The following is a 24,979-nucleotide window of genomic DNA, read 5'->3' as shown; positions in this document are numbered from 1 at the left end:
GAATGGGATTTTTGGTTTAAATCTTAGTTAACATTACGTTTTGTTTATCTTAATGCAGTTTTTTGTTCTTTAGGAAATGAAAGACTCACTTGTTTTCTTCAGTCACTTCACTTATCAATCTTCTGAGCAGTTTGTCCGAAAATTCCCCTTTCAGACCGGGCAAGTTTGAGAGGTTGACCAACATTCTTATGAATGCTTCAAAAGAATCCTTGGGCACGACATGCGAAAGTTTTAAAAGGTTTTGCGCGATAGTTTCTATTCGGTTTGAAAGTTTCTCGAGTTCTTTGTCGTCGACCGTTGTTAGATAATCGATTAACCTAATCAGAAGTCCGTTCGCCTGGTGAATATCTAAAGATGCGGGGATATTCCCTTCCAACAGTATCTCGGAAGGACTATGTATTTTCCCTGCGAGTGATTTGTCTATAAACACTTTTGCAGCTTCCGGTCCCACGATACCACTTGCAAGAATATACAGGTATTCTTTTTTGTCATCTTCGGACATCAGTGACAAGACTTTGCTTAATTTGTGCCAACTCCTTGGACTGGGTTTGATAGAAGCTTTGAGGGAAACACTTTCGTGAACGGAGAGAAATTCTGGATATTTAGATATAAAGTCTATTACTTCTTCTTCTATCCGATTTTTCCTTGCCCATTCTACCCATTCGTTTGGGTCTGGGTGAATCTCGAGGATGAAAAACCTGCTCAGGAACGCAGGGTCGGTGATGAGTTCGACTTGGTCGTAGTTTTCGTCTGGTGGGTTCATGGAAGCCATTATCCACGTGCCTTCTGGAAGGATATGGTTATGTATCCTTTTATCCACCAAAAGTTGCATTATGGCGTTTCTTATGCTTCGGTGAGCTCGGTTTATTTCATCCAAGAGAATAATCGTATTCCCATCTTCTGGCCACCAATCAGGAGCCAAGAATTTTGTCTTATTTTCATCCCTCGCAGGTAGACCTATTAAATCACCTGGTTCCATTTGGGAAAGAACCAGTATGACTAGTTTCCTACCAGTCTCCTGGGCGATTTCACGCGCTATATCAGTTTTTCCCACGCCAAAATGACCAATTAGCAGGGGAATTTCCCCCGCTTCCATTATTTTCCTTGATAGATACTTTGCTTCACGAACAGTCAACATTTTCACCTTCTTTGGTTTGCTTTTTATTCTTCAGGAGGTATTTCTATTTCTTCTTTTCGAACAACTTCAAAAGCCTCATTTTCTAATTTTCTTGACTCGTCTGATTGTTGAAAAACTTGTTGGTGGTTTTCTTGGTTTTCCTGATTTCCCTGGGTTTCACGGATTTCTGATTGTTCAGGAGTTTCAAAGAGCATTTTACCTATGCTTTCAAACGAAGCGCCACCAGCTTGTCTTACCAATTCTTCAATCATACTTTCATCTTTGAATGTATCCGTTAAGCTGTAAACAAATGTTCTTCCGAGCTTCCTTCTTTTGATAACCCCAGCAACGAGAAGTTGTTTTATAAGGTTAGAAGAATCCTTACCGCGCATGCTATCTATTTCGAGTTTGGTAGCTTGTCTTCGAACTGCCAAAAATACCGCTATTTCAAGTTGAGCAGGCGAAAGGCTACCAAGGTTTCTGCGCCTGGCTACTTTTGAAACCGCATCGGCAAACTGTGGTTTTGTGTAGAATCGATAATAATCTTCTATTTGTTTTAATTCAATTCCATGTTCCTCAGAATCGTATTTTTCTCTTAGATATTTAAGTATCTCGTCAAGTTCTTCCTCAGGTATTTTAGTTAGCTCAGCAAGGATAGTTTTGGATACTCCCCTCGAAGCGAAGATGATGGCTTCAACAAGCGATATTTTTGTAGGTTCCAGACTTTGGATTGGTTTGTTTATATCATTTACATCACTTTCCAACATTTGCGACATCTTGTCTCACCACTTTTCTTAAAACAAAATCATCGTCTATTGTGTATCTTTCAAATCTGATTAATTCCAAAACAGCTAAGAATTTTACAATAATTTCGTATTTGGAAGAACTGTCCCTGAGTAGGTCAAAAAGATTGACCACATCGTATTTTTCTTCGATTTCCTCCATTATTTTCTCCAAAGAGTAGTTTTCTTTCTTTATAATGTAGACCTTCTGTTTAACTTCAACCTCTTGCAATGCCGCTTTGACAATTTTGACCAGTTTCTTTTCATCCACTTTTGGAAATGTATATGGCACTTTGACGGGATATTGGTCAGCAGAGCTTTTGTTCAAGATTTGCTCGGTTAGTTCTTTGAGTCTGGCGTATTCTTCAATACGCCTTATGAGTAATTCTCTTTTGTATTCATATTCCTTCTTTTCTTTTTCACTCATCGGTAGTAAGCTTTTTGATTTGAGTTCTAATAAATAAGCAGCAGTTGCGATGAATTCGGATGTGACGTTAAGGTTTAGTTCCTCCATTTGGTTAACATAATACAAAAACTCATCCGCCAGTTGTGATATAGACAACTGACGGATGTCTATCTTTTTCTTTTGCACTAAGTACAAAAGTAAATCAAGGGGACCTTCGAATTCAAGTTGCTCAAGTTTGAATAACAGCTCCATAATCTGCTATCAGAAGAAACCTTCTTCCTCCACTATGGATTCGTAAGGAATTTCGTATATCTCCAGAATACTTGCAACGCTTTCGGCATCCTTGCTGTCAACCTTTATTGAAACAAGTCTTGAATCACCGTCTTTGATTGTCAAAATCGAGAGGATGTTGATTTTGTTGTTTGCAAGCACATCGATAATTTTCTTCAGTTCTCCGGGTTTGTCCGGTAAGGTAAGGTTAATCCTAACACCGTGCTCATCCATAGCTGCCATTTCGGTCATTGCCTCAAGAACTTCTTGAATGGTTAATACGCCTATCACTTCGCTGTTAGAGTTTACAACGGGTAGTATCGTTTCTTTGTTTTCAATAAGCATCATCGCGGCTTCTTCAATGGTTGAATCTTCAACGATGTAAAAATCTGGGAATACAACATATGGACCTACCTTTTCGTCCATTTCCACTTCTTTGATTACAGATTTGTGGAGCAAACCATCGAATTTTCCATCATCGTCGATAACTATACAATAATCGCAAGAATGTTTTCTCATTTCGTGGAGCGCTTCTGTTATGGTTTGTGTGTTCTTTACCTTTGGAAAGAATGTGTTTACCCATCTCACTGCCTTCATTTTTTATACCTCCCTTGCAGTTTGCAGTCTTATTTGCTGTGAATTTTTGATTTTTTAGAAATAGTAATAATAAACCTCACCGCTATCGGAACAGTAAACGGCACCGCTATCGGAACAGTAAACGGCAAACGATGTAGTTGAATTGCCGATTTTGAATATCTCAAGTGGATAGTCACCTGTGTCAAGGATAGTGAAGTCTTCGCCATTCGTTGTAACCATGACCTTGTTGTAAGGAGCGCTTAATACCACAACGAAATTACCAATTTTTGAAATCTGAGTTGGTGTAAAAGGCACTTGGAATGAATTCACTACACTGTCATCTTTTATTACATATACAGTTGAATTCGACATCGAAGAAATGTAATAATCCCCTGAATCTTTGTCATAGTATGCACTTGAAATGTATGAAGCTAGCTTCGTTATTTTCCCGGTTGATAAATTGTAGACTTTACCACCTCGTGTGTCAACAAGTAAGTCATTTACAAGAATGGAAGGAGTTGTTAATCCGATTTTGACAGGTTTTTCCCCCAGAAACTCCACATCGTAATTGTCGTTCCAAAGGTAAGTTCCCAAAAGTTTTCCTTTCCACAAGAATATATAACCTGGAGAACCGGTAAAATTACTTACAGAGAGTTGTTTCAGATTCTTATCGAAAACGTATGCTGCCCCACTTTCAAGCAGTATATATATTTTTTCACCATCAAAGATGCTGGCTTGTATCCGTCTATCGAATTTTACTGTAGAAAGCAGCTCACCACTGAGAGCCATTTTTGATAAATATGGACCTGTGCGATCTACAATAATGTAACTATCTTTCAAATCGTATACTGCAATAACAAAGTTTCCAATGTAGTTATAAAAGTCGAGAATTTGTTTACTTGAAAGTTCATAAAGTGCCATTTTTCTACCGAATGGGTCGATGAAAATAACATCGCCGTTGGTGCGGTAGTTTCTAAATGAATACTTGATGCCTACGTAAACTTTTTCGATAACTACACCGAATAGTGTGTTGTAGAAAATTAGTAGAACCAAAAGAATGAAGCTGGCAAGATGAGTTTTAGAAACTTTATAGGTACTCAGTTTGGCTTTTACTGTCAGGTTTTTTACAGTAGCTCGCATATTCTCTTCAACAACTCCTTTGCTACCTCTTCCTTTTTGCCTTCAATCATTATTGTAGGTTTGTCTCTAAAAACCAAGTATACTTGATTCTCATTGCTTCCCATAGCTTTCCTTGCGTCGTTAGCCACGATGACATCTGCGTTCTTTTTCATAAGCTTTTCGTAGGCGTTTTCGACGATATTTTGAGTTTCTGCTGCGAATCCCACAACTACTTGTCCGGGTGACTTGTTTTTACCCACAAACTCAAGTATATCAGGAGTTTTTGAAAGTTCCAATATCAGTTTGTCCTGGGTCTTTTTGATTTTTTCTTGCGCACTTTGAGTAGGTGAATAGTCTGCTACAGCGGCACACATAATAAGTATATCATACTCCTTGTATTTTTCCAAAACAGCTTCGAACATCTCTTTTGCGCTTTCTACAGAGACATACAAATCTACGTAGTAAGGAATTTGCAGGCAAGTGGGACCAGATATGAGGCATACTTGTGCTCCTAACCTTTTTGCTATCTTTGCTATAGCATATCCCATTTTACCGCTTGAATGGTTAGAAATGTATCTTACGGGGTCAATGGTTTCTCTCGTGGGACCTGCAGTGACCAACACTTTCTTTCCAAGCAAAGGCTTTTCTTCTGTGAGAATCCTTATGAATTCAATTATCTTTTCATTTTCTGGATATCTTCCTTTCCCAACTTCACCGCAAGCAAGGTGACCAGCTTCCGGCTCCACAATTTGCCATCCATGCTGTTTTAATTTTTCGATATTTTCTATCGTCATATCATTTTCGTACATTCTCGAATTCATAGTTGGGACGATGATTTTGGTTGGCTTGTTAAAAGCAAGTGCGGTTGTTGTCAACAAATTATCAGCAAAACCATGTGCAAGTTTTGCAATAGTGTTTGCTGTTGCAGGTGCGATAAGTAATACATCTGCCCATTTCGAAACTTCTGTGTGGATAATCCACCCACGCTCTATTTCGTAAGTGTCGGTGAACACTTCGCAGTTTCCAACGGAAGAAAAGACAATAGGGCTAATAAGCTTTGTTGCATTCTCTGTCATGATTACTTTCAAATTCCATCCTTCCTTGCGTATCTTACTAGCCAGGTCCACTGCTTTGTAAATAGCGATACCAGAGGATATACCCAACAGAATGTTCATTGTTCCCACCTCGCATGCAATTCTTTAGACTTGATGTGACCTTTCGCACTCCAATTATACCACTATATTCTTAATTTCACATATTATTGTTGCTGAAGCGCTTATTGAAAGGTCTTGTTTTGGCGGTAGCTTGTTTGTGCAGAGGTTCATTAACTTCAAGTATGGAACTGCGTTTTTTTGTAAAAAAAACCGATTTGTGGTCAAAAAAGTTGTCAAAATCATTATTCTAACTTGTTTCTTGGTATTTTGCGTGATTGTAATAGTGTTAGCTTGACTTAAAACCGAGGATTGTGTTAAAATACAAACAAAAAAATTAAGGATGTTACATTTCTGTACGTTCCATGATGGAAAAGGTTTTTTCCAGATTTTTTAAATTCTTTCAAGGGAGGGAGTAGGTATGAGAAAGTTTGGAAAACTTTTAGTGGTTGCACTTTTACTCAGTTCGCTCAGCATATTCGCCGTCATCAAGATAGGTGCGCTTTTGCCTCTTACTGGTGGTGTTTCTGCGTTCGGTGATTTGGTGAAAAAAGGTATTGAACTTGCACACGAGGAGAAAGGAACGGTTCTTGGCCAAAAGATTGAAGTTGTTTATATGGACACGCGCAGTGAAAAAACAGAAGCTGCGAATGGTATTGCGAGGTTGATTGATAAAGAAGGCGTCATAGCAGTGATTGGTGAAGTTATCAGCGGTAATTCCATTGCAGCTGGTGAAATTGCAGAAAAGAAAAAAGTTCCTATGGTCAGCCCATCATCGACAAACCCACTTGTTACTCAAGGAAAAAAGTTTGTTTCGAGGGTTTGCTTCATCGACCCACTTCAGGGAACCGCACTCGCTGAATTTGCGGTTAAGACGCTAAAAATTAAAAAGGCAACGGTATTCACAGATGTTGAACAAGATTACAGTGTTGGCTTGTCTAATTATTTCATCCAAAGGTTTAAGAAATACGGTGGTCAAGTGCTCCAAGTTCAATATAAATCTGGTGACCAAGAGTTCAGTGCACAACTTTCACAAGCACTCGCGTTTGGTAGTGAAGCAATAGTCGTTACAGGTTATTACAACGAGATAGCTCTTGTGGCACAGCAAGCAAGGTCACTTGGTTTCAAAGGTTACATCCTGGCTGGAGATGGAGCCGACGCACCTGAGCTTATCAAAATCGGTGGTCAAGCTGTTGAAGGTATATACTTCTCAGACCACTACCACCCAGATGCACCTGTGACACCTGTTTCAAAGAAATTTGTTGAGGCATTTGTAAAGAAATACGGTGTCAAACCATCAACACTTTCGGCTCTTGGTTATGATGCATACATGCTTGTTGTTGAAGCAATTGAAAGAGCAAAGACAACAAAACCAGAGCTTATAGCTACTGCAATAAGGTCTATTAAGAATTTCCAAGGTGCAACTGGGGTTATTACGATTGACAGAGATGGCAATGCGACAAAAGATGTAGTTATTTTGACAGTTAAAAATCAGCAGTTTGCATTTGCCGCTAAGATTTCTGCAAGTGAATTGAAATAAATTTAAGTTTAATAAGGTGGGGGAAAATTCCCCCACTTTTAGACGAAACATACTGAAAAAACTAAACAGGAGGTGCTGTGGCATGAGGAAAACTCTTAGTATTGTGCTTCTCCTACTTACCCTCAGTATCTTTGCCGATATTAAGATTGGTGTGCTCCTGCCTATGACAGGTGGGCTTTCTGCTTTTGGTGATTGGACGAAGAAAGGTATTGAACTTGCATATGAACAGAAAAAGACTGTGCTAGGTGAAAAGATAGTGCTTGTTTATGTTGATACAAGAAGCGAAAAAACAGAAGCGGCAAACGCTATGGCACGGCTTATAGATAAAGAAAAAGTCGTCGCAGTTATAGGTGAAATCTCCAGCAGTAATTCAATGGCTGCTGCAGAAATAGCAGAAGCAAGGAAAGTTCCACAAGTTGCAGTTACATCAACAAGCCCACTTGTCACTCAAGGTAAGAAGTTCGTTTCAAGGGTTTGCTTTATCGATCCGTTCCAGGGAACCGCGTTGGCAGAATTTGCAGGGAAGAACCTTAAGGTTAAAAAGGTAACGATATTTATCGATATCGAACAAGACTACAGCGTATCTATGACAAATTATTTCGTTGAACGTTTCGAGAAAAAATATAAAGGTCAGGTTCAGAAGGTTCAGTATAAATCGGGAGACCAGGAATTTAGCGCTCAAATTGCACAAGCAATTGCTTTTGGAAGCGATGCGATAATGATTCCTGGTTTTTACAATGAAATAGCTTTGATTGCACAGCAAGCACGCTCTATGGGATTCAAAGGTTACATCCTGGCTGGCGATGGTGCAGATGCTCCCGAACTAGTTAAGATAGGTGGAAAAGCGGTTGAAGGGCTCTATTTCACAACGCATTACGTTCCTGAAGCGGCAAATACAAAGATATCAAAAGATTTTGTTGAAGCATTCAAAAAGAAATACGGGACACTACCAGCTATGAATGCCGCACTTGGATATGATGCATATATGCTTATTGTTAATGCAATTGAACGTGCAAAATCAAAGGACCCAGTGAAGATAAACGAAGCTATCAGAGCCACAAAAGGCTTCCAGGGTGTTAGCGGTACTATCACTATAGATGCTAACGGAAACCCAATAAAAGATGTGATAATAGTCAAGGTCCAAAACGGGCAATTCAAATACGAAACAAGGATAGAACCTAAGGATTTGCAATAATAATTGAAAGCCCCTACCTCACGTAATGTGAGGTAGGGCTTGATTTGTTCAGTTTAAGATGGGGAGGTGCCTGTATTGACTATAAACCTGACGATTTTTGTTCAGAATTTATTCAACGGACTCATGGTTGGTGGTCTGTACGCGCTGATAGCTGTCGGTTATACTATGGTCTATGGCATATTGAGGTTAATTAACTTTGCATTTGGTGACATTATGGTTATGGGCATTTACTTTGCCTTTTACGGTGCTACTTTGATAAGGCTGAGCTTCCCGTTAGCTGTGATTATCTCACTTGGGGCTACTGCGATTTTAGGTGTTCTAATCGACAGGTTGGCTTACAAACCGCTGAGAAATTCGCCAAGAATTTCCGCACTGATAACGGCAATAGGTGTTTCATTCTTTATTGAGAGCTTTGCTGTGGTGTTCTTTGGTCCCAATTACAAGGCATTCTTGGAGGCTTTGCAGAATAAGACAATAGCATTTGAATCGTTTGTTATTGGTAATGTGTATTTGCCGAAGATTATTTTCATAATACTTGGGATAACAGCAGTTGCACTTTTTGTACTCTTTTTAATCGTTTACAAAACGAAGATTGGAATGGCTATGAGAGCAATAGCGGCTGACATACCTACCACATCTTTAATGGGAGTGAACGTGGATAACGTAATAGGTTTCACGTTTGCCATTTCTTCTGCACTCGCAGCTCTTGCAGGAGTCATGTGGGCACTGAGGTATCCGAGCTTTTATCCTTACACAGGTTTTGTGCCTGGGTTGAAGGCGTTCATTGCGGCTGTTCTTGGTGGAATTGGTTCGATTGGTGGTGCGGTGCTTGGTGGTATTTTGCTTGGTGTGATTGAGATGATGATAATAACGTTTTTCCCAACCCTTATGCAATACAAAGATGCCTTTGCTTTTATTATTCTCATATTGATTCTCCTCGTAAGGCCAGCAGGTCTCCTAGGCAAACGTGCTGTGGAGAAAGTTTAAGTCGGAGTTGGGGTGAGAGCGATGAAGAGCAAAGCAAAAAGAGACTTAGGATTAACAATTCTATTCTTAATAGTTGTCATCATTCTGCTGGCAATTGCTGATGCAAAGTTTGATTCATACAAAAAGCAGATTCTTTCTTTGATGGCAATATACGGTATAATGGCGGTGAGTTTGAATCTTGTCAACGGAATTACCGGTGTATTCTCACTTGGGCATGCAGGTTTCATATTGCTTGGAGCTTATACATCGGCACTCTTGACAATACCACCAGACCAGAAAGCGATGATATTCATCATAGCCCCGCCAAGTCCTTTGATTGCAAATTTACACACGGATTTTTTAACAGCAACAATAATCGCGGGTTTGGTTGCGGCATTTGGTGCGTTCATCATAGGGTTCCCGGTTCTAAGACTTTCAGGCGATTATCTTGCAATAGCTTCACTTGGCTTTTCTGAAGTGCTTAGAATTCTTGCACTTAACTTACAATCCGTTACAAACGGTTCGCTTGGGTTGAAAGGGTTGCCGAATTACACAAACATTTGGTGGAGCTGGGGTTGGCTCTTTGTCACAATAGTTTTTATCGTAAGTCTTGTGAAGAGTTCATATGGTAGGGCACTTTTGGCGATACGGGACAATTCTATTGCTGCTGAAGCTATGGGTATAAATGTTTTTAAGCATACGCTTTTGTCGTTTGTGATAAGTGGATTTTTTGCTGGTATTAGTGGTGCGCTTTACGCACACTGGCTTACAACAATTGACCCAAGGATAACGACCTTTGGACCGATACTTACTTACTATGTACTTATCATGGTTGTTCTTGGGGGGCTTGGAAGCATAAGTGGTTCAGTTGTTGGTGCGATAATCTTTGCATTCTTGATGGAATGGCTTAGAGCTTTCGAGCAGCCATTTACACTCTTTGGAAGACAATTTCCAGCAATCCAAGGTATGAGGATGCTTGTATTGTCTGTGCTCTTTGTTGTCACAATGATTGTGTGGAAAAGGGGAATTTTTGGAAGAAGCGAACTTACTTGGGAAGGAATAATCAACTTCTTCAAGCGAATTGGCTTGAGAAGGAGTGGTGAAAAATGAGCAATGTAGTCCAAGATAAATCAAATAATATCAACAATAGGCGAGTAATTCTCAAAATGGACCATGTCACGATGCAATTCGGAGGTCTAACAGCTGTAGATGATTTTGATAACGTTGCTTACGAAGGTGAGATTTTAGGAATTATAGGTCCGAACGGTGCTGGTAAGACAACAGCGTTCAATGTTATCACAGGAATTTACTATCCAACAAAGGGTAGGATAATTTTCGACGATATAGACATTACACCGTATAAACCGCATCAAATTACGCACCTTGGAATAGCAAGAACATTCCAGAATATCAGACTCTTTGGAACATTAACAGTTCTTGATAACGTGCTTGTAGCGATGCACCACCTACTTTCTACAAGGGATGCGGATGAGATTCTCAAAAAGCATGGCAAAACACCGAAGATAAAAGGACGCCTCTGGTTTTGGCGTGCTGTAACAAAGATAGGATATAAAAAGAAAGAAATGGAAATGCGGGAAAAAGGTATGGAACTTTTGAGAAAGGTTGGACTTGACCATCTGGCACACGAACTTGCTTCATCACTTCCATATGGTCAGCAGAGAAAACTTGAAATTGCAAGGGCGTTGGCTACAGAACCAAAATTGTTACTTTTGGATGAACCTGCAGCTGGTATGAATCCAAAGGAATCTGAGGAATTGATGGAATTCATCAGGTACATTAGGGATGAATTCAAGCTTACGGTGATACTCATTGAGCACGATATGAAGGTTGTTATGGGTGTGTGTGAAAGGATAATAGTTATGGATTCTGGAAAGATTATCGCGGAAGGGACACCGGAAGAGATAAGCAGAAACCCGAGGGTTATAGAAGCTTACTTAGGTAAGGAGTGGGAACATGCCGGTGCTTGAAGTTGAAGGACTCCACGTATTTTACGGTGCAATACATGCTATTAAAGGCATTTCTTTTAAGGTAGAGCAAGGTCAGGTGGTTACACTTATTGGTGCTAACGGTGCCGGAAAGACAACCACACTTTCCACAATAGCTGGTTTGGTAAAACCAAAGAGGGGAAGAATATTGTTCAACGGAAAGGATATTCAAGACCTGCCTCCACACCAAATTAACAGAATGGGTGTTTGTCTTGTCCCCGAAGGAAGAAGGATATTCCCTAACTTAACGGTTATGGAAAACTTGATGATGGGTGCTTTCAATAGAAAAGACAAAGATGGAATTAAACAAGACCTTGAATGGATATTTACACTCTTTCCAAGGCTGGCTGAAAGGAAAAGCCAGCTTGGGGGAACACTCTCTGGTGGTGAGCAACAAATGCTTGCAATTTCCAGAGCTCTCATGAGTAGACCAAAGGTTCTCATGATGGATGAACCATCGCTTGGTCTTGCACCAATACTCGTTGAGGAAGTTTTTGAAATTATTAAGAAACTCAATTCTGAGGGTATGACAATTCTACTTGTGGAACAAAACGCCGTTGGTGCATTGAATATATCACACTACGGATACGTTTTGGAAACAGGTAACATCGTTCTCGAAGGACCTGCAAAGGAACTACTAAAGAACGAACAAGTAAAGAAAGCCTACCTCGGATTGTAAAATCTCATCTTAACACCTATTGATAGTTGTCGAAAGCCAATAAATACAATATCTTGGGTGGGATTTTGGAAATTCCCACCCTTTTTTCTTGACAGCAAGGGGCGGGGTGTGATACTATATATTGTGTAGATGTTTAAAAATTATACGACATAATGTATTTTATCTTCGTTTTATCGACTCCCTTTCGGCTCTTAATCACTTCTATCTAACGCCAACTTAGACTTTGTGGGGGATGTATATGGAGATTACGCAATCAAAAAGTGTTATTTTAGAATCTTTCCAGTCATTGATATTAGGTAAACCACTTTTGCGAGTTGTTCGTGTGATGCAAGGAGACCATCCGAGCTTACCTTCCGTAAGTGTTTATTTCCAAGGATGCGATGCCTATCCAAAGTGTTTGGGATGTCACAATCCAGAGACGTGGGACTTTGATGAAAAATTTGCTGTTGATTTTTCTCACTTGGCGAAGCACGTGGTAGCTAAGATTGATACCCTTTTAAATGTGTATGACAAAGTTGCTCTTGTCCTGCTGGGTGGAGAGCCACTTTCTTCAAGGAACAGAAAGTATGCTTACATGCTTGCAAAAGTTGTCAAGGAAGTTTTCCAAGAAAAAGTAGTTGTACTTCTTTACTCTTGGCGGACTCCTAAGGATTTATTAGAACTCGACGTGCCTCTGGATTACTTCGATGAGTATGTGCTTGGACGTTATCTACAAAAATATCATCGCGATGGATTTCCTGCATCAGCAAACCAACTTTACTTAAGCAAAGAAGAACTCAAGCAAATTTTTGAGACTTTGAAAATCAAAAAGCAAGAGAAGAAGGGGGAAGTGTTATGCAACTTTTGAAAGACATGCTAAAAGCTTTCAGCTTTTCAGATGACTTTGTTGATGAAATTTCAAATGTGCCTGAAGAGTTTTTGGAGTTAGAAGGTCTCAACTGGCAACTCGATGTGGTGAAGTTTACTGAACATTTCTTCAGTAATGGGATTTTGAATTCCACAATAGATGCGAACGCTAATGTAAGAAGCACGAATGTGTACACATACTTCAACGAGGTTGTGAAGCCTTGGTCAAAATTGTATTCCATTTACTACATCTACGAACGTATGAAATCACTCTTTGGACAAGAGGACGCAAAAAAGTTTCTCAGATACCAGATGTATGGAGACATATACCTGCATGATGCCCACCATGCTGCATTCGAACCATATTGTTATGCTTACTCGCTAAGACCGATTGTGGAAAAAGGATTGTTCTTTATTGACAGTATAAAGTCAGTCCCTGCAAAGCATCTTTCTTCATACATCCAGCATGTGATTCAGTTTGTCATGTTTGCTTCCAACCAACAATCAGGTGCGGTTGGTTTGCCTGATTTCTTTGTCTGGCTTGCTTACTTTTACAGAAAAGATTTAGAAAGCGGAGTAATACCAAAAGATAAAGCTCAGGAATATCTGCACCAGCACTTCCAGATATTCACGTATTCCATCAACCAACCTATAAGGGGCACCCAATCGCCTTACACGAATTTTACATACCTTGATAGGAATTACATCAGAACGATATTCGAAGGCGAGACATATCCAGATGGTTCGGTTATTACGGAATATGTGGAAGATATAATCGCCCTGCAAAAAGAATACTGGTTGTGGATATCTAAAGAAAGGGAAAAACAGATGTTTACATTCCCTGTATTAACAGCATCTTTGCTCTACAAGGATGGAAAGTTTGTCGATGAGGATAGCGCACGGTTCATAAACAAAGTCAATATGAAATGGCAAGATACGAACTGGTATGTTTCTGATAGTATCGATGCAGTTGCTTCGTGCTGTAGGTTAACAAGTTCGACAAGGGAGTTAAAGTTCAAGCTGGGACCTGATAAATTAGCGGGAATGGTCAATTCTATTGGTGGCTCTGATTTGAACATAGGTTCGTTCAAGGTGGTTACGATAAACCTGCCAAGGATTGCATTGGAGACTAAATCGAAAGAGGAGTTCATGCAAAAACTCCAAGAGAAAGTTGTGTTAGTCCAAAAAGTGTTGGCAACGATAAGAAATATCATCCAGGAAAGAATTCAGCAAGGGGTTCTTCCACTTTACAATTTGGGTTTGATGGATTTGAACAGACAATACGGAACGGTTGGTATAAACGGGTTGTATGAAGCTTTGGAGATAATGGGTTTAACGACAGTCGATATAGATGGAGTGAAATACTCTCAAGAGGGTGAAGAGTTCGCAAGTCAATTGCTTGATGAAATCAGAAGGCTCAACGACGAAGCTTTTGAAAGGTATGGATTTACGTTCAACATAGAACAGGTTCCAGCCGAAAAGGCGGCAGTTACTTTGGCACAAAAAGATAGGCTTCTTTACGGCACAGATTATGTTCTCTACTCAAACCAATGGTTACCTCTTACAACAGACACAGACATGCTCAATAGGATAAAGTATTCAGGAATGCTCGATAAAAAAGTCTCTGGAGGGGCTATATTGCATATAAACATCGACTCACCATTCAGAAGCGAAGAAGAAGCATGGCATATGGTGAATTTAGTTGCAAAGATGGGAGTAGTGTATTTTGCGTTTAATCAAAAGATAAGCGTATGTGAAGAAGGACATGCGTTCTATGGTTCCAAATGCCCAACGTGTGGGAAGAACAAAACAGATGAATACATGAGGATAGTTGGTTACTTGGTGCCAGTTAGCTCATTCAACAGCGTGAGGAAAAAAGAAGAATACCCAAAGCGGGTATTCTACAAAGCATAAAACACTAATCCCCATCCCCCTTTGCTCCGCATTTTAGAAAGAGCAAAGAAAAACATTAGAATTTTTTGTTAAAACATTCTCAACTGTCCCTCTGGGACAGTTTTTTTCGTCGATTTTATTTTCTTCATCTGACCTTCTTTCAAAACACCGACTTTCTTTTCTATATCACTCTTTTCAACGATTATGTTAAGGATTTCCTTAGCTCTTTCAACAATGCTCTGTGGTAAACCAGCGATGGCGGCAACTTCTATTCCATAACTTCTATCGGCAACTCCTTCGACAACTTTGTGAAGGAAGATAACACCATCTGGAGTTTCTCTGACCTCGATAGTTAAATTTTTAATTCCAGGGTACATATCGGCCAACTCAGTCAGTTCTGTAAAGTGTGTAGCAAACACTGTTTTGCTTTTCACTTCATTATATATATACTCGCTTATAGCCCATGCGATGCTTATTCCATCAAATGTGCTGGTTCCCCTTCCAACCTCGTCAAGCAGAACAAGGCTCTTTGGTGTTGCTTTGTTGAGGATAAGTGCAACTTCGCTCATCTCAGTTAAAAACGTGCTCTTTCCAGTCGATATGTCATCTCTTGCTCCCATGCGGGTGAATATCCTGTCAAATACTGGAATCTTTGCAAAATTTGCAGGGACAAACGAGCCAATTTGTGACATCAACGCAATTAGTCCAATTTGCCTTATATACGTGCTCTTCCCACTCATATTTGGACCAGTGAGTATGTACATTCTCAAGTTTTCATCCATGTAAGTATCATTTGGAACGAATTCGCTGACAAACCTTTCAACGACAGGATGTCTGCCTTGTAGGATTTCAAATTCTGCGTTTGAAAGAACCGGTCTGACGTATCCGTAAAGTCTGGCTATGTATGCAAACGATGTGTATATATCGATCCAAGCGAGTGTTTCAGATGTCTTCCTCAACGCCTCCGTGTATGTTTTTAGTTCGTCGCACAGATTTGCAAATATCAACTTTTCAAGTTCTTCCACACGTTCTTTTGCTGCCAATATCTTTTGTTCAAACTCTTTTAGTTTTGGGTTCGTGTAACGTTCTGCGTTAACGAGTGTTTGAAGTCGTGTGTAGTCTTCCGGTGCGTTTTTCGTTTGACCCTTCGGAATTTCGATGTAATACCCAAAGACATTGTTGAATCCGACCTTCAGCTTTTGAATTCCTGTTCTTATCCGTTCCGTTTCTTCGAATTCTTTGAGTTTTTCGTTCGAATGATAAAGAAGTTCTCTGTATTCATCAAGTTCTTTTGATACACCTTCTCGGATGATTTTCCCTTCCCCTAAGTCTCCCTCAATTTCGTCATTTAACGTGCTTTGAATTTTTTCTTTAACCACGCTTAAATCTGGAAGTTCTTCAACAAGACTTATCAGGTTTTCATTACTTTCCAAAGCTTCTCGCAAAGGCTCGATGACTTCCAAAGTGTTCTTCAAACTGATTAAATCCTTTGGCTTTGCACTATCGTATTGGAGTCTGTTGATTATTCTCTCCAAGTCATACACACCATCGAGGTATTCTCTGATTTCGTTTGTGAGCAGAGTATCTTCAAAGAATGCACTTACCATATCGTGTCTTTTCTCTATCGCTTTTCTATCTTTAAGTGGGTGGAGAATTATCCACTTTAGAAGTCTTGCGCCCATGGGGGTTTTAGTTTTATTCAAAACATCGAAGAGATTTTTCCCACGTTCACCTGGAACGAGTGAAAGGTTCTCGATGGTAGAAGAGTCAAGCACCATGTAAATTGATTCATCAAGCGCTCTTGGTGCTTTGAGCTTTGCTTGTTTGTTGAGTGTGTAGTTAAGGTATTTAATCGTTGCACCCAATGGATAATGTGCTTCACCAAGCTCGAAGTGTTCTATCGTCGCTAACCCGTATGCTTCCTTGATAGCATCAATTGTTCCTGTGTAATACCAATCGTCGAGCCGGTCAATGAAGATTTTGATTCTGTCTTTCAGTTTGGGATACAAACTTTCAGGGCAGATGATTTGGGAGATTTCGTGTGTTTCAACGAAATCGTAAAATTCTTCAAGATTATCAAATTTCTTTACTATCACATCTCCTGTTGAAGTGTCAGTGAGAACACAGTACAGCTCTCCTGCTTTTGTCTCGTAAATAGATGCCATGTAATTGTTGCTCGTAGTCAAAAGTTCGTCTTCGATAAGTGTTCCCGGAGTTATAACACGTGTCACTTCTCTCTTAACGATGCCTTTTGCAGTTGCAGGGTCTTCCATTTGCTCACAAATTGCAACTTTGTAGCCACTATCTACGAGCTTTTTCAGATAATTATCCAGCGCATGGTAAGGTATACCTGCCATTGGTGCATCCTGACGTTTTGTAAGAACAATATTTAGCACCTTTGACACAACAAGTGCATCATCGAAGAATGCCTCGTAAAAATCACCGAGGCGGAAGAGCAAAATCGCATCTTGGTATTTCTTTTTTATATCAAGATATTGCTTCATCATGGGTGTTAATTTCATATCCTTAAGGTTGGGGAACAGAGCATCAGTTGAATTTGCTCCTGGACGGTGAGTCATTGAATCACCTCTCATCTTTCTTGCATTTCCTGTATTTGCCTTTGCTTTTTCTCGAAATTCAACTCAGCAATACTTTTTTGCAAATAGAGGGGTTCTATGTGCAGAGCATCGACAAAATTGTTTGAGATTATTTCTTCAAAAGTTAAAAGATAAAGGTTTCTTGCACTTGGCAAGTTGTATTCCGAACGCTTTGGCTCTTCAAGTAGGATACATATATCCTTGAAATGCTCAGCTCCATCTCCAAGTATCAGTGCTGGTTTGTCTGATACAACTTCTTTGAACCTTTCTCTTACCACATCGATAGACTCTATAAATGGTTCAACAATTGTTTGCAGTTTGGCATTTTTGGAATGATATAGCCCGGCGTAAAGGTAACCTTCTCTTGCCTTTCTGACAACTCCGATGTAACCGTCGAACATTAAGGCATTCATTGCGATGAGCTTTAGTGAGCTTATTTGAACGAACGTTTTCCCAATTCCCAAGCCAAGGCAAAAAGATATACCAACTCGAAGTCCTGTTAATCCTCCAGGTCCAATTCCTATTCCGATAACATCTAAATTGCCGAAATCAACTTCTTTCATCTTTTCAATCACCTGAGATACTTGAACACCATGCTTGGCTTTTGTGTCGAGCTCAACCATTATCTTTTTTTCTTCATCAAAATAACAGGCAACAACCCGTGGTGAAGATGTATCGATTGAGAAAACCTTCAACGTCATTCCTCCTTGTCTGTCATAAATTTTTATGTTGTCTTACACATTATTTTATCACAGTTGATGAGCAAAATCTATTTTCCAGGTGTTGCTTTTTCATTTTTTCGAACAGAAGTGCTATAATAAAATTTAAACTCTTAGCAAGAGGGAGGGAGTAGTATGGGAGTGTGGCTGACGGTTCTGTTGTTACTTTCGATAGTTTTCATTGTTTACTCCACGGTTAGGTGGAAGCTCCATCCTTTTTTGGCACTTATATTTGCTGCGTTTTTATATGGCCTACTTTCCAGGATGAGACTTGCTGATGTGGTAAAGTCGATAACCGATGGTTTTGGAGGAACTGTTAGTTCCATAGGTATTGTTATTGTTGCTGGAACTATTATCGGCGTTTTTCTTGAAAAGTCTGGTGGAGCTTTCACCATGGCAGAGTCTGTCTTAAGAGTAACTGGAAAGAAAAATGTACCACTTGCCATGAGTATTATTGGATACATCGTCTCAATACCTGTGTTTTGTGATTCGGGATTTGTTATAATCAGCCCACTTAACAAAGCATTGACAAAAAGAGCCAATCTTAGCTTAGCTGCGACGGCAATAGCTCTTAGTTTGGGATTGTATGCAACTCATACTATGGTTCCTCCAACACCGGGTCCGGTAGCAGCAGCAGGAGCGCTTGGAGCAGACCTCGGATTAACAATTCTCATGGGTTTGATTGTCTCGGTGCCTGCTATTTTTGTTGGATGGCTGTTTTCAGTAAAGTTTGCTGCCAAGATACAGATAGACCCTGAGCCAGAACTCACGGAAAATGAAATTGAAGAGAAAATGAAAGAAGCCCCGAGCTCTTCAAAAGCATTCTTACCTATTGTCATTCCAATAGTTCTCATACTTTTGAAATCGGTCTCGGATTTTCCAACAAAACCTTTTGGCGAAGGAGCTTTAAAAGAATTTATAGGCTTTATCGGGCACCCGGTTACGGCTTTAATCATTGGTGTACTGATAGCGCTCAGTTTGCCCAAAAAACTTGTTAAAGATATGCTCTCTATGAGTGGATGGGTAGGACAAGCTGTTACACAATCAGGTGTTATAATCCTTATCACTGCGGCTGGAGGTGCGTTTGGCAAGGTTTTACAAAACTCTGGCATAGCGAACGTGATTGGTCAATCTCTGGCAGCTGCAAATTTGGGAATGTGGTTGCCGTTCATAATCGCCGCTGCAATTAAGACTGCGCAAGGTTCATCAACTGTTGCGATAATCACTACGGCATCACTTCTTGCCCCACTTATGGATTCTCTCGGATTTGTCTCACCCTTGGCAAAAGCGTTAACAGTAGTAGCGATAGGTGCTGGTTCAATGGTTGTTTCACATGCTAACGATAGTTACTTCTGGGTAGTGACACAATTTTCGAGAATGGATGTTAAAACTGGATACAAATTGCAGACGTTTGGAACCTTGCTCGAGGGTCTTACAGCGGCAATTACTGTCTGGATTATAAGCCTTTTCGTAATTTAAAATTAAGGGAGTGCTTATGTTGGAAAACAGAAACTTGAGAGAAGATATAAAGACAATAATTGAGAAAGTTAAACAAGAGATTCTTCCAGACAGCGCGGTGAAAATTTGGTTAGACAAAAACATTTCGAAATTTCAAGATTTAAAAGGTAGCTTGTATATTGTCGCTATTGGTAAGGCTGCATGGCGGATGGCGAAGGCAGCAAATGATGCGCTTATAAAAAGAATTAATGATAAAGTTATTCGTGGAGTAGTTGTAACAAAATACAACCATTCTGAAGGCGATATTGAGAATTTTGAAATCTACGAAGCGGGTCATCCTGTTCCAGATGAGAACACAATAATGGCAACCGAAAGGGTGCTTGAATTGACAAGCAACCTTAAAGAAGACGATATGGTTCTCTTCCTTATTTCTGGCGGGGGGTCATCGCTTTTTGAAGTGCCGATGGAAGGAGTTACCCTCGAGGAAATCCGGCAGCTGAACGAACAACTTTTAAAAAGTGGTGCAAATATAGTGGAGATAAACACCGTTAGAAAGCATCTATCTAAAGTTAAAGGCGGAAAATTTGCTCAACATGTTTATCCAGCAAAAATCATTTCTCTTGTACTTTCAGATGTATTAGGTGACAGGCTTGATAGCATCGCATCCGGTCCTGCGTATCCAGACGGAACAACGTCTCAGCAAGCACTTGAGGTCTTGAAAAAGTACAATATAACTGTGAGTGATAAAATCTTAGATGCATTGGCGCAGGAAACTCCAAAGGAGTTGTCAAATGTTGAAACATTCATAATCGGCAGTGTAAAGGTTGCTTGTGAGAGCGCTGAGAAAGTTGCAAGCGAACTTGGATACAACACGCTTGTTCTTACAACAACGCTTGATTGCGAGGCAAAAGAAGCAGGAAGATTTTTGGCTTCCATAGCAAAGGAGATAAAAAACAACAACAGACCGATTGGGAAACCAGCAGCGATAATACTTGGTGGAGAAACCATTGTGAAAGTAAAAGGAAGCGGAAAAGGTGGCAGAAATCAAGAATTGGCTTTATCCTTTGCACTTGGAATAGAAGGGCTTGAAAATGTTGTGCTTTGCAGTTTCGGAACGGATGGAACTGATGGACCAACTGATGCTGCAGGTGGAATTGTTGATGGACAAACAGCTCAAAAAATAAGGAAAGCAGGTCTTTCTCCAGAAAACTTTTTGGAAAACAACGATTCATATAACGCGCTCAAAATCGCAGGAGATTTACTGCTCACAGGACCAACAGGGACAAATGTGAATGACCTTATTGTTATGCTTGTTGGATAGCTAAAAAGGTGTAAAAGAAATGAAGGTCGGTCCTTTGGGACCGACCCTTCTTTGAGGTTTTAAATTTACAAAGTAAAGCCTTACTTAATCTTGACCACCAGCACCTCCGCCACCGTATCACCAATATTTTCCACGCTATGAACGATGTTCTGCGGAAATTCAATCAATGAGTCCTGCTCGAGTTCGTAGGAATCATTTTCAATCTCGACTTTAACTCTCCCACTTATAACGAACAACAAAGCAAATTCTTTTGATGAATGCTTTTCAAGTTTTCCTCCTGGTTGGATGGTAATCTTTGCCACGATTGCCTTATCAGAATCATAGAATCGTCTTGCATCGATTAGTCCACCCAAAAGGTTCTGAACATCTGAAACTTTGTATACCATGCTAAATCACCCCTTTCATTCCTCATCGTAGATTCGCTTTTCACCTGTTATTTTTTGTATTGGTGCAATATCTTGAGTGACTTCCAGTGTTCCGAGGTATTCGCCTTTTTCATTTCTCACAGCAAAGTATCTTATAAGCACGTATTTTTCACCAAGTTTTATCCAAAAATCAGCATTGTCACGTTTGCCAGATTTGAAATCTCTCAGTATCTTTTCTACAATATGGACACTCTTTGGTGGGTGACAATTCTGGACTTTCCTGCCAATTACATCTCTTGTTCTTAAGAATATCCTTTCTTTACCCTCACTAAAATATCTAACTTCATCGTTTTTGTCTACGAATGTTATATCTATAGGTAAAGTGTTAAGCAAATATGTAAGCTCCTCGATGCTAAATGAACCAGATGGGAGATTAATCCTACCCTGAGAGTTTAATGGAGCTGCTGTTGTGCTTTCTTGACCAAGGACGCCCATTTCTTCCAAAAGATTCTTTAGCTCGTTGTATGCTTTTAATAGTTTCTCGATTTGTGCTGGCTTTTCTGAAGGTGTATCTTTTGAAACTTTTTCCTGTGTTTTTTCTAAATCAATAGGCTCTGGGAAATAGCAACAGTAGCCTATTTCATCGAAGGTCTTTCTAATTTGCTTGAATTCGTCTTCACTGATAAGACTAAGTGCCGTTGGGAAGAGAATGTGATTTTCTTTATGCATGTGCATCATGAACATTTCGAGCAGTTGTGTTGTGATATTTACTCCTTCTGTTTTGAGCCTTTCTATATCACGGTTCTCTATTATCTTTGCGAACTCCTTTATCATTGCACGCATCGTGTCATGTTCAGACCACATAACCTTTGGTGGTTGTTCTACACCGTATTTTTCCACATATGGGAAGATTCCATACTCCTGCTTTTGGAAATGAAGCTCTATCTTTTTCAGCTCCTCTGTCAGCTTACCAATTGCCACAAACATTTCAAAAGAAGGGGATTTTGTTGCTGTGTGAACCAACTCTTTTAGTTGTTTTAGCATTTCCAGAATCTTTTCATGCTCTTTCATGGATATATAAATTGGGTGCCAAGGTTCAACAGTTGGTTCTTCGCTTAAAAATTCTTCCATTAATTCAAGATGAACATCACAGATTTCTCTGATTCGCTCAACTGAAATACCGTCTTCTCTCGCAAGCTCGTTTTCAACAATGGCAATCTCAACAGGTTTCAACTCTTTGATGACAGATTTAATCTCTTCCTTGAGCCTTTCCAATTCTTCTGGATTCTTGTCAGCACGTCTAATCAAGTTTTTTAAATACTCTCTCTTGTTAAAAATTTCCGCCATACTTCACACCTCCTTAGTGTTTTTATTAGTTATGCCTAATTGTATTTTATAAAAAGAACGAGCAGATGTCTGTAACATAGGTTACGAAGAAAGGAGAAGATTCACTATGTTCATTAATACTGTTAACTTGTAGTGATGAAAATAGGTAACTGAGAAATGACATTATCGATGTTGCTCTTGTACTTTTACGCAAAGTTGTGATATAATATAGTTAGGGAGAAATGACATTATCGATGTTGCTCTTGTTGACTTTCAAAGCAGATGAATTGTTGGTTGCCGCATTTGTCATGACCCAGTAGACAAAGAGCCACACTTTGGGTAAGAAGGCGTTGGGTTATTCATATCGTGGAACCTGCTTTTGTTAAGAGTTGTTGGGGGTGTCCCCTATTTAAAGAATAATGCGGTTTTTGGAAAATTTCAATAATTTTATTTCAATACTTTTAGTTAACATTATCTGTTCATTCTTCGGTGGTGTAACTTCACTTATTTGGTTTTTATTGTCCAAAAAATCAGCATGGATAACTTTGACAGATAGAATACTTGAGCTATAATAAAAACGCAACATTTCAAACATCGGATTTTTCATATGACTCAGATTGGTGTGGAAGCGTTCTAAGAACATCACTGGAGGTGAAGGGGTATGGTAAAGCAGAGTGGGTTTTTCAATTATCTCTCACTTGCGGTATTATTCTTAATTGTGATTCTTGCAACTGGATGTGCACTATTTGGTCCAGAAGCATTGCCAAATCAACCGGTCACAGATGAGACAAAACTTGAACCGAGTGACCCAAGGTATGTTGTCGAGCTACTTGCGGATGAAGAATTAGCAGAGATTCTCGATAGCGTTTCTCAGACACTATTTGCTAAAGATTTCAAGTCAGTTTACGAAGGGAAATTTGCTGTAAAAACTTTTGAAGAAGAATTTGACCTATCGGAGATTTTGAATATTCTCGAAGCTCATAAAACTTATATAGCCAAAATAGAGGCATTCTTAAACGATGGTGCAAAGAAGTTCTATACACATCCTGAAAGACAGAACTACATTGTTGAAATACAAGGCGAGAGGAAAGATAAGATAGTTGCACTTGCAAAGAAGATTAATCGAGAAGTAAATGCTCCAGAGAAGTTGTACATGGACTACAGGGACTTCTCTGTGGCATACAACACGCTTGCCGGACTTTACTATTTGTATATTGCAGTTGTGCAAGCGGATCACTTTGAAAAAGCATGGAAAGAAGTTCTGACTGATCCAAGTACAGATACAAGATTTGTAATAAAAGATGCAAGAGACTACATTCTGGAAATACTCTATGAGTTAGAAAAAGGTCCTCTGACCGATTTCGCGAAGGTTAGAGAATATACTACAAATTTGCTATCTATCAGTAAGCCTACTGATTTGCTAAACATGGCAGACATACTAAATCCAGAACCATTCAAGCTTGTCAATGTGAACAAAATGCTTGATGCAATAAAATGGAGTGTTATGAGCTATCTTGAAATCGGTGCATTTGAAAACAACACAAGTATAATTGACAGCAAAGGATTCAGAAAAGATGGAAAAGAATCGATCACAACTCTCTTTGCTAAAGCACTTGAAACGGATGAGTGTTTTGTAGCAAAGAACGAACTTGAAAAGCCAGCAAACTTTGGAACTCTGAAATTGAATGGAAAAGTTCCAGAGAAAGTTAAAGATGTTCTTAATGAATTTAACAAAGCTCTTCCAAATGCTGGTATGATTGAATTCACTCAAGAAGCAACGATGAGTCTTAACGATGGTGTAAATAAAACAGAATACAGCTACAAATTCGGAGTCATGTTTGATTTCAGAAAATTGTACAAAGAATCTATCGATTTGAGAGATAACAATATTGGTATAAAAAAGGCCTTCTTCGATACCATTTTTGCAAGTGCGGAAGCTTTCAATGGTTTTATTCAAAGACTTGCTAATGGCGAATTAACAAACGAAGATGTAAGTTTAATAATCACCAACCTCCCGTTCATCGTTTTGAGTATAGACCCAAATAACCCAAGTGTGGGGCTTAGTTTCCAACTCAACAACAATGGAAACCTAAATGACCCCGCTGCAAAGGTAGAGTTTATACTCAACGCTAAATATACAGAAGTTATTAATGAAATTTCATCGGCGGTAAAAACATTTGTCATAAGGGAAGCGTTGAAACAAAAGCTTGAGGAGATGTTGAAGGCTAATCAGAAATAACCTCTGAAAATGATATTTTACTCACCAAGCTAAAATAAAATACACAATCCAAAGCAAGCCGGTTTTTTCGGCTTGCTTTTTTATTTTCTAAGCAAACTCTCAGCAAACTACAAGGACGTTTTAAGCTTTGCTGAGTACAATTGCATTGTCCTTCGTAAGAAAGGACGAAAAGAGAAAAGCAAAAGAAAAAGGAGGTTGACAGGTATGAGGAAGCTTTTAGTAGTCTTAACAGCGGGTGTGGTTTTGGTAGGTAGTATTTTTGCATTTGGTCCAGCAAGTGCGCCAAGGTATGGGTATCAGTCAGCAACTACTCAACAAACCCAAGTTCAGCAAAGCACACAAACAAGGCTCTACAGAAACTTGCCAGCAGGAACAACACTCGGTGAAACACAAACATTCAAAGGAACG

At 39.5% G+C, this 24,979-nt stretch carries 21 protein-coding genes and 1 pseudogene; 12 read left to right on the top strand and 10 right to left on the bottom strand.

Annotated elements, in window-relative coordinates; translation table 11 throughout:
- Positions 1–85: 85 nt before the first annotated feature.
- Genes AC3M61_RS07000 through coaBC form a run of 6 tightly spaced genes read right to left on the bottom strand, consistent with a single transcriptional unit; the run spans position 86 to position 5,445 of the window.
- On the bottom strand, positions 86–1,135 hold the full coding sequence (locus AC3M61_RS07000; protein ID WP_500780158.1) for an AAA family ATPase: 1,050 nt from the start codon (positions 1,133–1,135) through the stop codon (positions 86–88).
- A gap of 26 nt (positions 1,136–1,161) precedes the next feature.
- Positions 1,162–1,893 (bottom strand): SMC-Scp complex subunit ScpB, encoded by a 732-nt coding sequence (gene scpB, locus AC3M61_RS06995; protein ID WP_500780157.1) that lies wholly within the window; start codon positions 1,891–1,893, stop codon positions 1,162–1,164.
- Positions 1,871–2,557 (bottom strand): segregation and condensation protein A, encoded by a 687-nt coding sequence (locus AC3M61_RS06990; RefSeq protein ID WP_500780156.1) that lies wholly within the window; start codon positions 2,555–2,557, stop codon positions 1,871–1,873. Before AC3M61_RS06990 ends, scpB begins: the two co-directional genes overlap by 23 nt.
- Positions 2,558–2,566: 9 nt before the next feature.
- A complete protein-coding gene (locus AC3M61_RS06985) occupies positions 2,567–3,172 on the bottom strand; it encodes a CBS domain-containing protein (RefSeq protein ID WP_500780155.1) in 606 nt (201 codons plus the stop codon).
- A 54-nt stretch (positions 3,173–3,226) separates the two neighbouring features.
- Positions 3,227–4,291 carry a YncE family protein gene (locus AC3M61_RS06980; RefSeq protein ID WP_500780154.1) on the bottom strand — a complete coding sequence of 355 codons (1,065 nt, stop codon included), beginning with the start codon at positions 4,289–4,291 and terminating at the stop codon, positions 3,227–3,229.
- Positions 4,276–5,445 carry a bifunctional phosphopantothenoylcysteine decarboxylase/phosphopantothenate--cysteine ligase CoaBC gene (coaBC, locus tag AC3M61_RS06975; RefSeq protein WP_500780153.1) on the bottom strand — a complete coding sequence of 390 codons (1,170 nt, stop codon included), beginning with the start codon at positions 5,443–5,445 and terminating at the stop codon, positions 4,276–4,278. The genes AC3M61_RS06980 and coaBC overlap by 16 nt, the downstream gene beginning before the upstream one ends.
- A gap of 397 nt (positions 5,446–5,842) precedes the next feature.
- On the opposite strand from coaBC, the gene AC3M61_RS06970 reads away from it, so the two are divergent.
- From AC3M61_RS06970 to AC3M61_RS06935, 8 genes are all read left to right on the top strand, one after another.
- Positions 5,843–6,961 (top strand): ABC transporter substrate-binding protein, encoded by a 1,119-nt coding sequence (locus tag AC3M61_RS06970; RefSeq protein ID WP_500780152.1) that lies wholly within the window; start codon positions 5,843–5,845, stop codon positions 6,959–6,961.
- A gap of 82 nt (positions 6,962–7,043) precedes the next feature.
- Positions 7,044–8,156 carry an ABC transporter substrate-binding protein gene (locus AC3M61_RS06965; protein ID WP_500780151.1) on the top strand — a complete coding sequence of 371 codons (1,113 nt, stop codon included), beginning with the start codon at positions 7,044–7,046 and terminating at the stop codon, positions 8,154–8,156.
- An 87-nt stretch (positions 8,157–8,243) separates the two neighbouring features.
- Complete coding sequence (locus AC3M61_RS06960; RefSeq protein ID WP_500780167.1) at positions 8,244–9,143, top strand: branched-chain amino acid ABC transporter permease; 900 nt, start codon at positions 8,244–8,246, stop codon at positions 9,141–9,143.
- A 21-nt stretch (positions 9,144–9,164) separates the two neighbouring features.
- Complete coding sequence (locus AC3M61_RS06955; protein ID WP_500780150.1) at positions 9,165–10,232, top strand: branched-chain amino acid ABC transporter permease; 1,068 nt, start codon at positions 9,165–9,167, stop codon at positions 10,230–10,232.
- Positions 10,229–11,110 (top strand): ABC transporter ATP-binding protein, encoded by an 882-nt coding sequence (locus AC3M61_RS06950; RefSeq protein ID WP_500780149.1) that lies wholly within the window; start codon positions 10,229–10,231, stop codon positions 11,108–11,110. The genes AC3M61_RS06955 and AC3M61_RS06950 overlap by 4 nt, the downstream gene beginning before the upstream one ends.
- Positions 11,097–11,807: an ABC transporter ATP-binding protein gene (locus tag AC3M61_RS06945; protein ID WP_500780148.1), complete on the top strand. Its 711-nt coding sequence runs from the start codon at positions 11,097–11,099 to the stop codon at positions 11,805–11,807. Before AC3M61_RS06950 ends, AC3M61_RS06945 begins: the two co-directional genes overlap by 14 nt.
- A gap of 238 nt (positions 11,808–12,045) precedes the next feature.
- Positions 12,046–12,654 (top strand): 4Fe-4S cluster-binding domain-containing protein, encoded by a 609-nt coding sequence (locus AC3M61_RS06940; RefSeq protein WP_500780147.1) that lies wholly within the window; start codon positions 12,046–12,048, stop codon positions 12,652–12,654.
- Positions 12,642–14,567, top strand: a complete 1,926-nt coding sequence (locus AC3M61_RS06935; protein WP_500780146.1) for an anaerobic ribonucleoside-triphosphate reductase — start codon at positions 12,642–12,644, stop codon at positions 14,565–14,567. Before AC3M61_RS06940 ends, AC3M61_RS06935 begins: the two co-directional genes overlap by 13 nt.
- Before the next feature lie 68 nt (positions 14,568–14,635).
- Here the strand turns inward: AC3M61_RS06935 and mutS are convergent, their stop codons facing one another.
- Both mutS and tsaB read right to left on the bottom strand, forming a co-directional pair.
- Entirely contained in the window at positions 14,636–17,125 is a 2,490-nt protein-coding gene (gene mutS / locus AC3M61_RS06930) for a DNA mismatch repair protein MutS (RefSeq protein WP_500780145.1), read from the bottom strand.
- Positions 17,126–17,136: 11 nt separating this feature from the next.
- Positions 17,137–17,844 (bottom strand): tRNA (adenosine(37)-N6)-threonylcarbamoyltransferase complex dimerization subunit type 1 TsaB, encoded by a 708-nt coding sequence (gene tsaB, locus AC3M61_RS06925; RefSeq protein ID WP_500780144.1) that lies wholly within the window; start codon positions 17,842–17,844, stop codon positions 17,137–17,139.
- A gap of 153 nt (positions 17,845–17,997) precedes the next feature.
- Here tsaB and AC3M61_RS06920 point away from each other — a divergent pair, with 153 nt between their 5' ends.
- Complete coding sequence (locus tag AC3M61_RS06920; RefSeq protein ID WP_500780143.1) at positions 17,998–19,341, top strand: GntP family permease; 1,344 nt, start codon at positions 17,998–18,000, stop codon at positions 19,339–19,341.
- A 16-nt stretch (positions 19,342–19,357) separates the two neighbouring features.
- Entirely contained in the window at positions 19,358–20,641 is a 1,284-nt protein-coding gene (locus AC3M61_RS06915; RefSeq protein WP_500780142.1) for a glycerate kinase type-2 family protein, read from the top strand.
- Positions 20,642–20,721: 80 nt separating this feature from the next.
- On the opposite strand, the gene AC3M61_RS06910 is transcribed toward AC3M61_RS06915, so the two are convergent.
- Together AC3M61_RS06910 and AC3M61_RS06905 are read right to left on the bottom strand one after the other, a co-directional pair.
- Positions 20,722–21,027 (bottom strand): cupin domain-containing protein, encoded by a 306-nt coding sequence (locus AC3M61_RS06910; protein WP_500780141.1) that lies wholly within the window; start codon positions 21,025–21,027, stop codon positions 20,722–20,724.
- 15 nt (positions 21,028–21,042) lie between these two features.
- Complete coding sequence (locus tag AC3M61_RS06905) at positions 21,043–22,353, bottom strand: DUF438 domain-containing protein (RefSeq protein ID WP_500780140.1); 1,311 nt, start codon at positions 22,351–22,353, stop codon at positions 21,043–21,045.
- Between the two features lie 640 nt (positions 22,354–22,993).
- Between AC3M61_RS06905 and AC3M61_RS06900 the strand changes: the two genes are divergently transcribed.
- Complete coding sequence (locus tag AC3M61_RS06900) at positions 22,994–24,571, top strand: hypothetical protein (protein ID WP_500780139.1); 1,578 nt, start codon at positions 22,994–22,996, stop codon at positions 24,569–24,571.
- Between the two features lie 204 nt (positions 24,572–24,775).
- Positions 24,776–24,979, top strand: a pseudogene (locus AC3M61_RS06895) (hypothetical protein); the annotation flags it as partial.

It is taken from the genome of Fervidobacterium sp., assembly GCF_059913585.1.
Note: the sequence above shows the minus strand (reverse complement) of the source record. Positions and strands in the feature narration are given on the sequence as shown.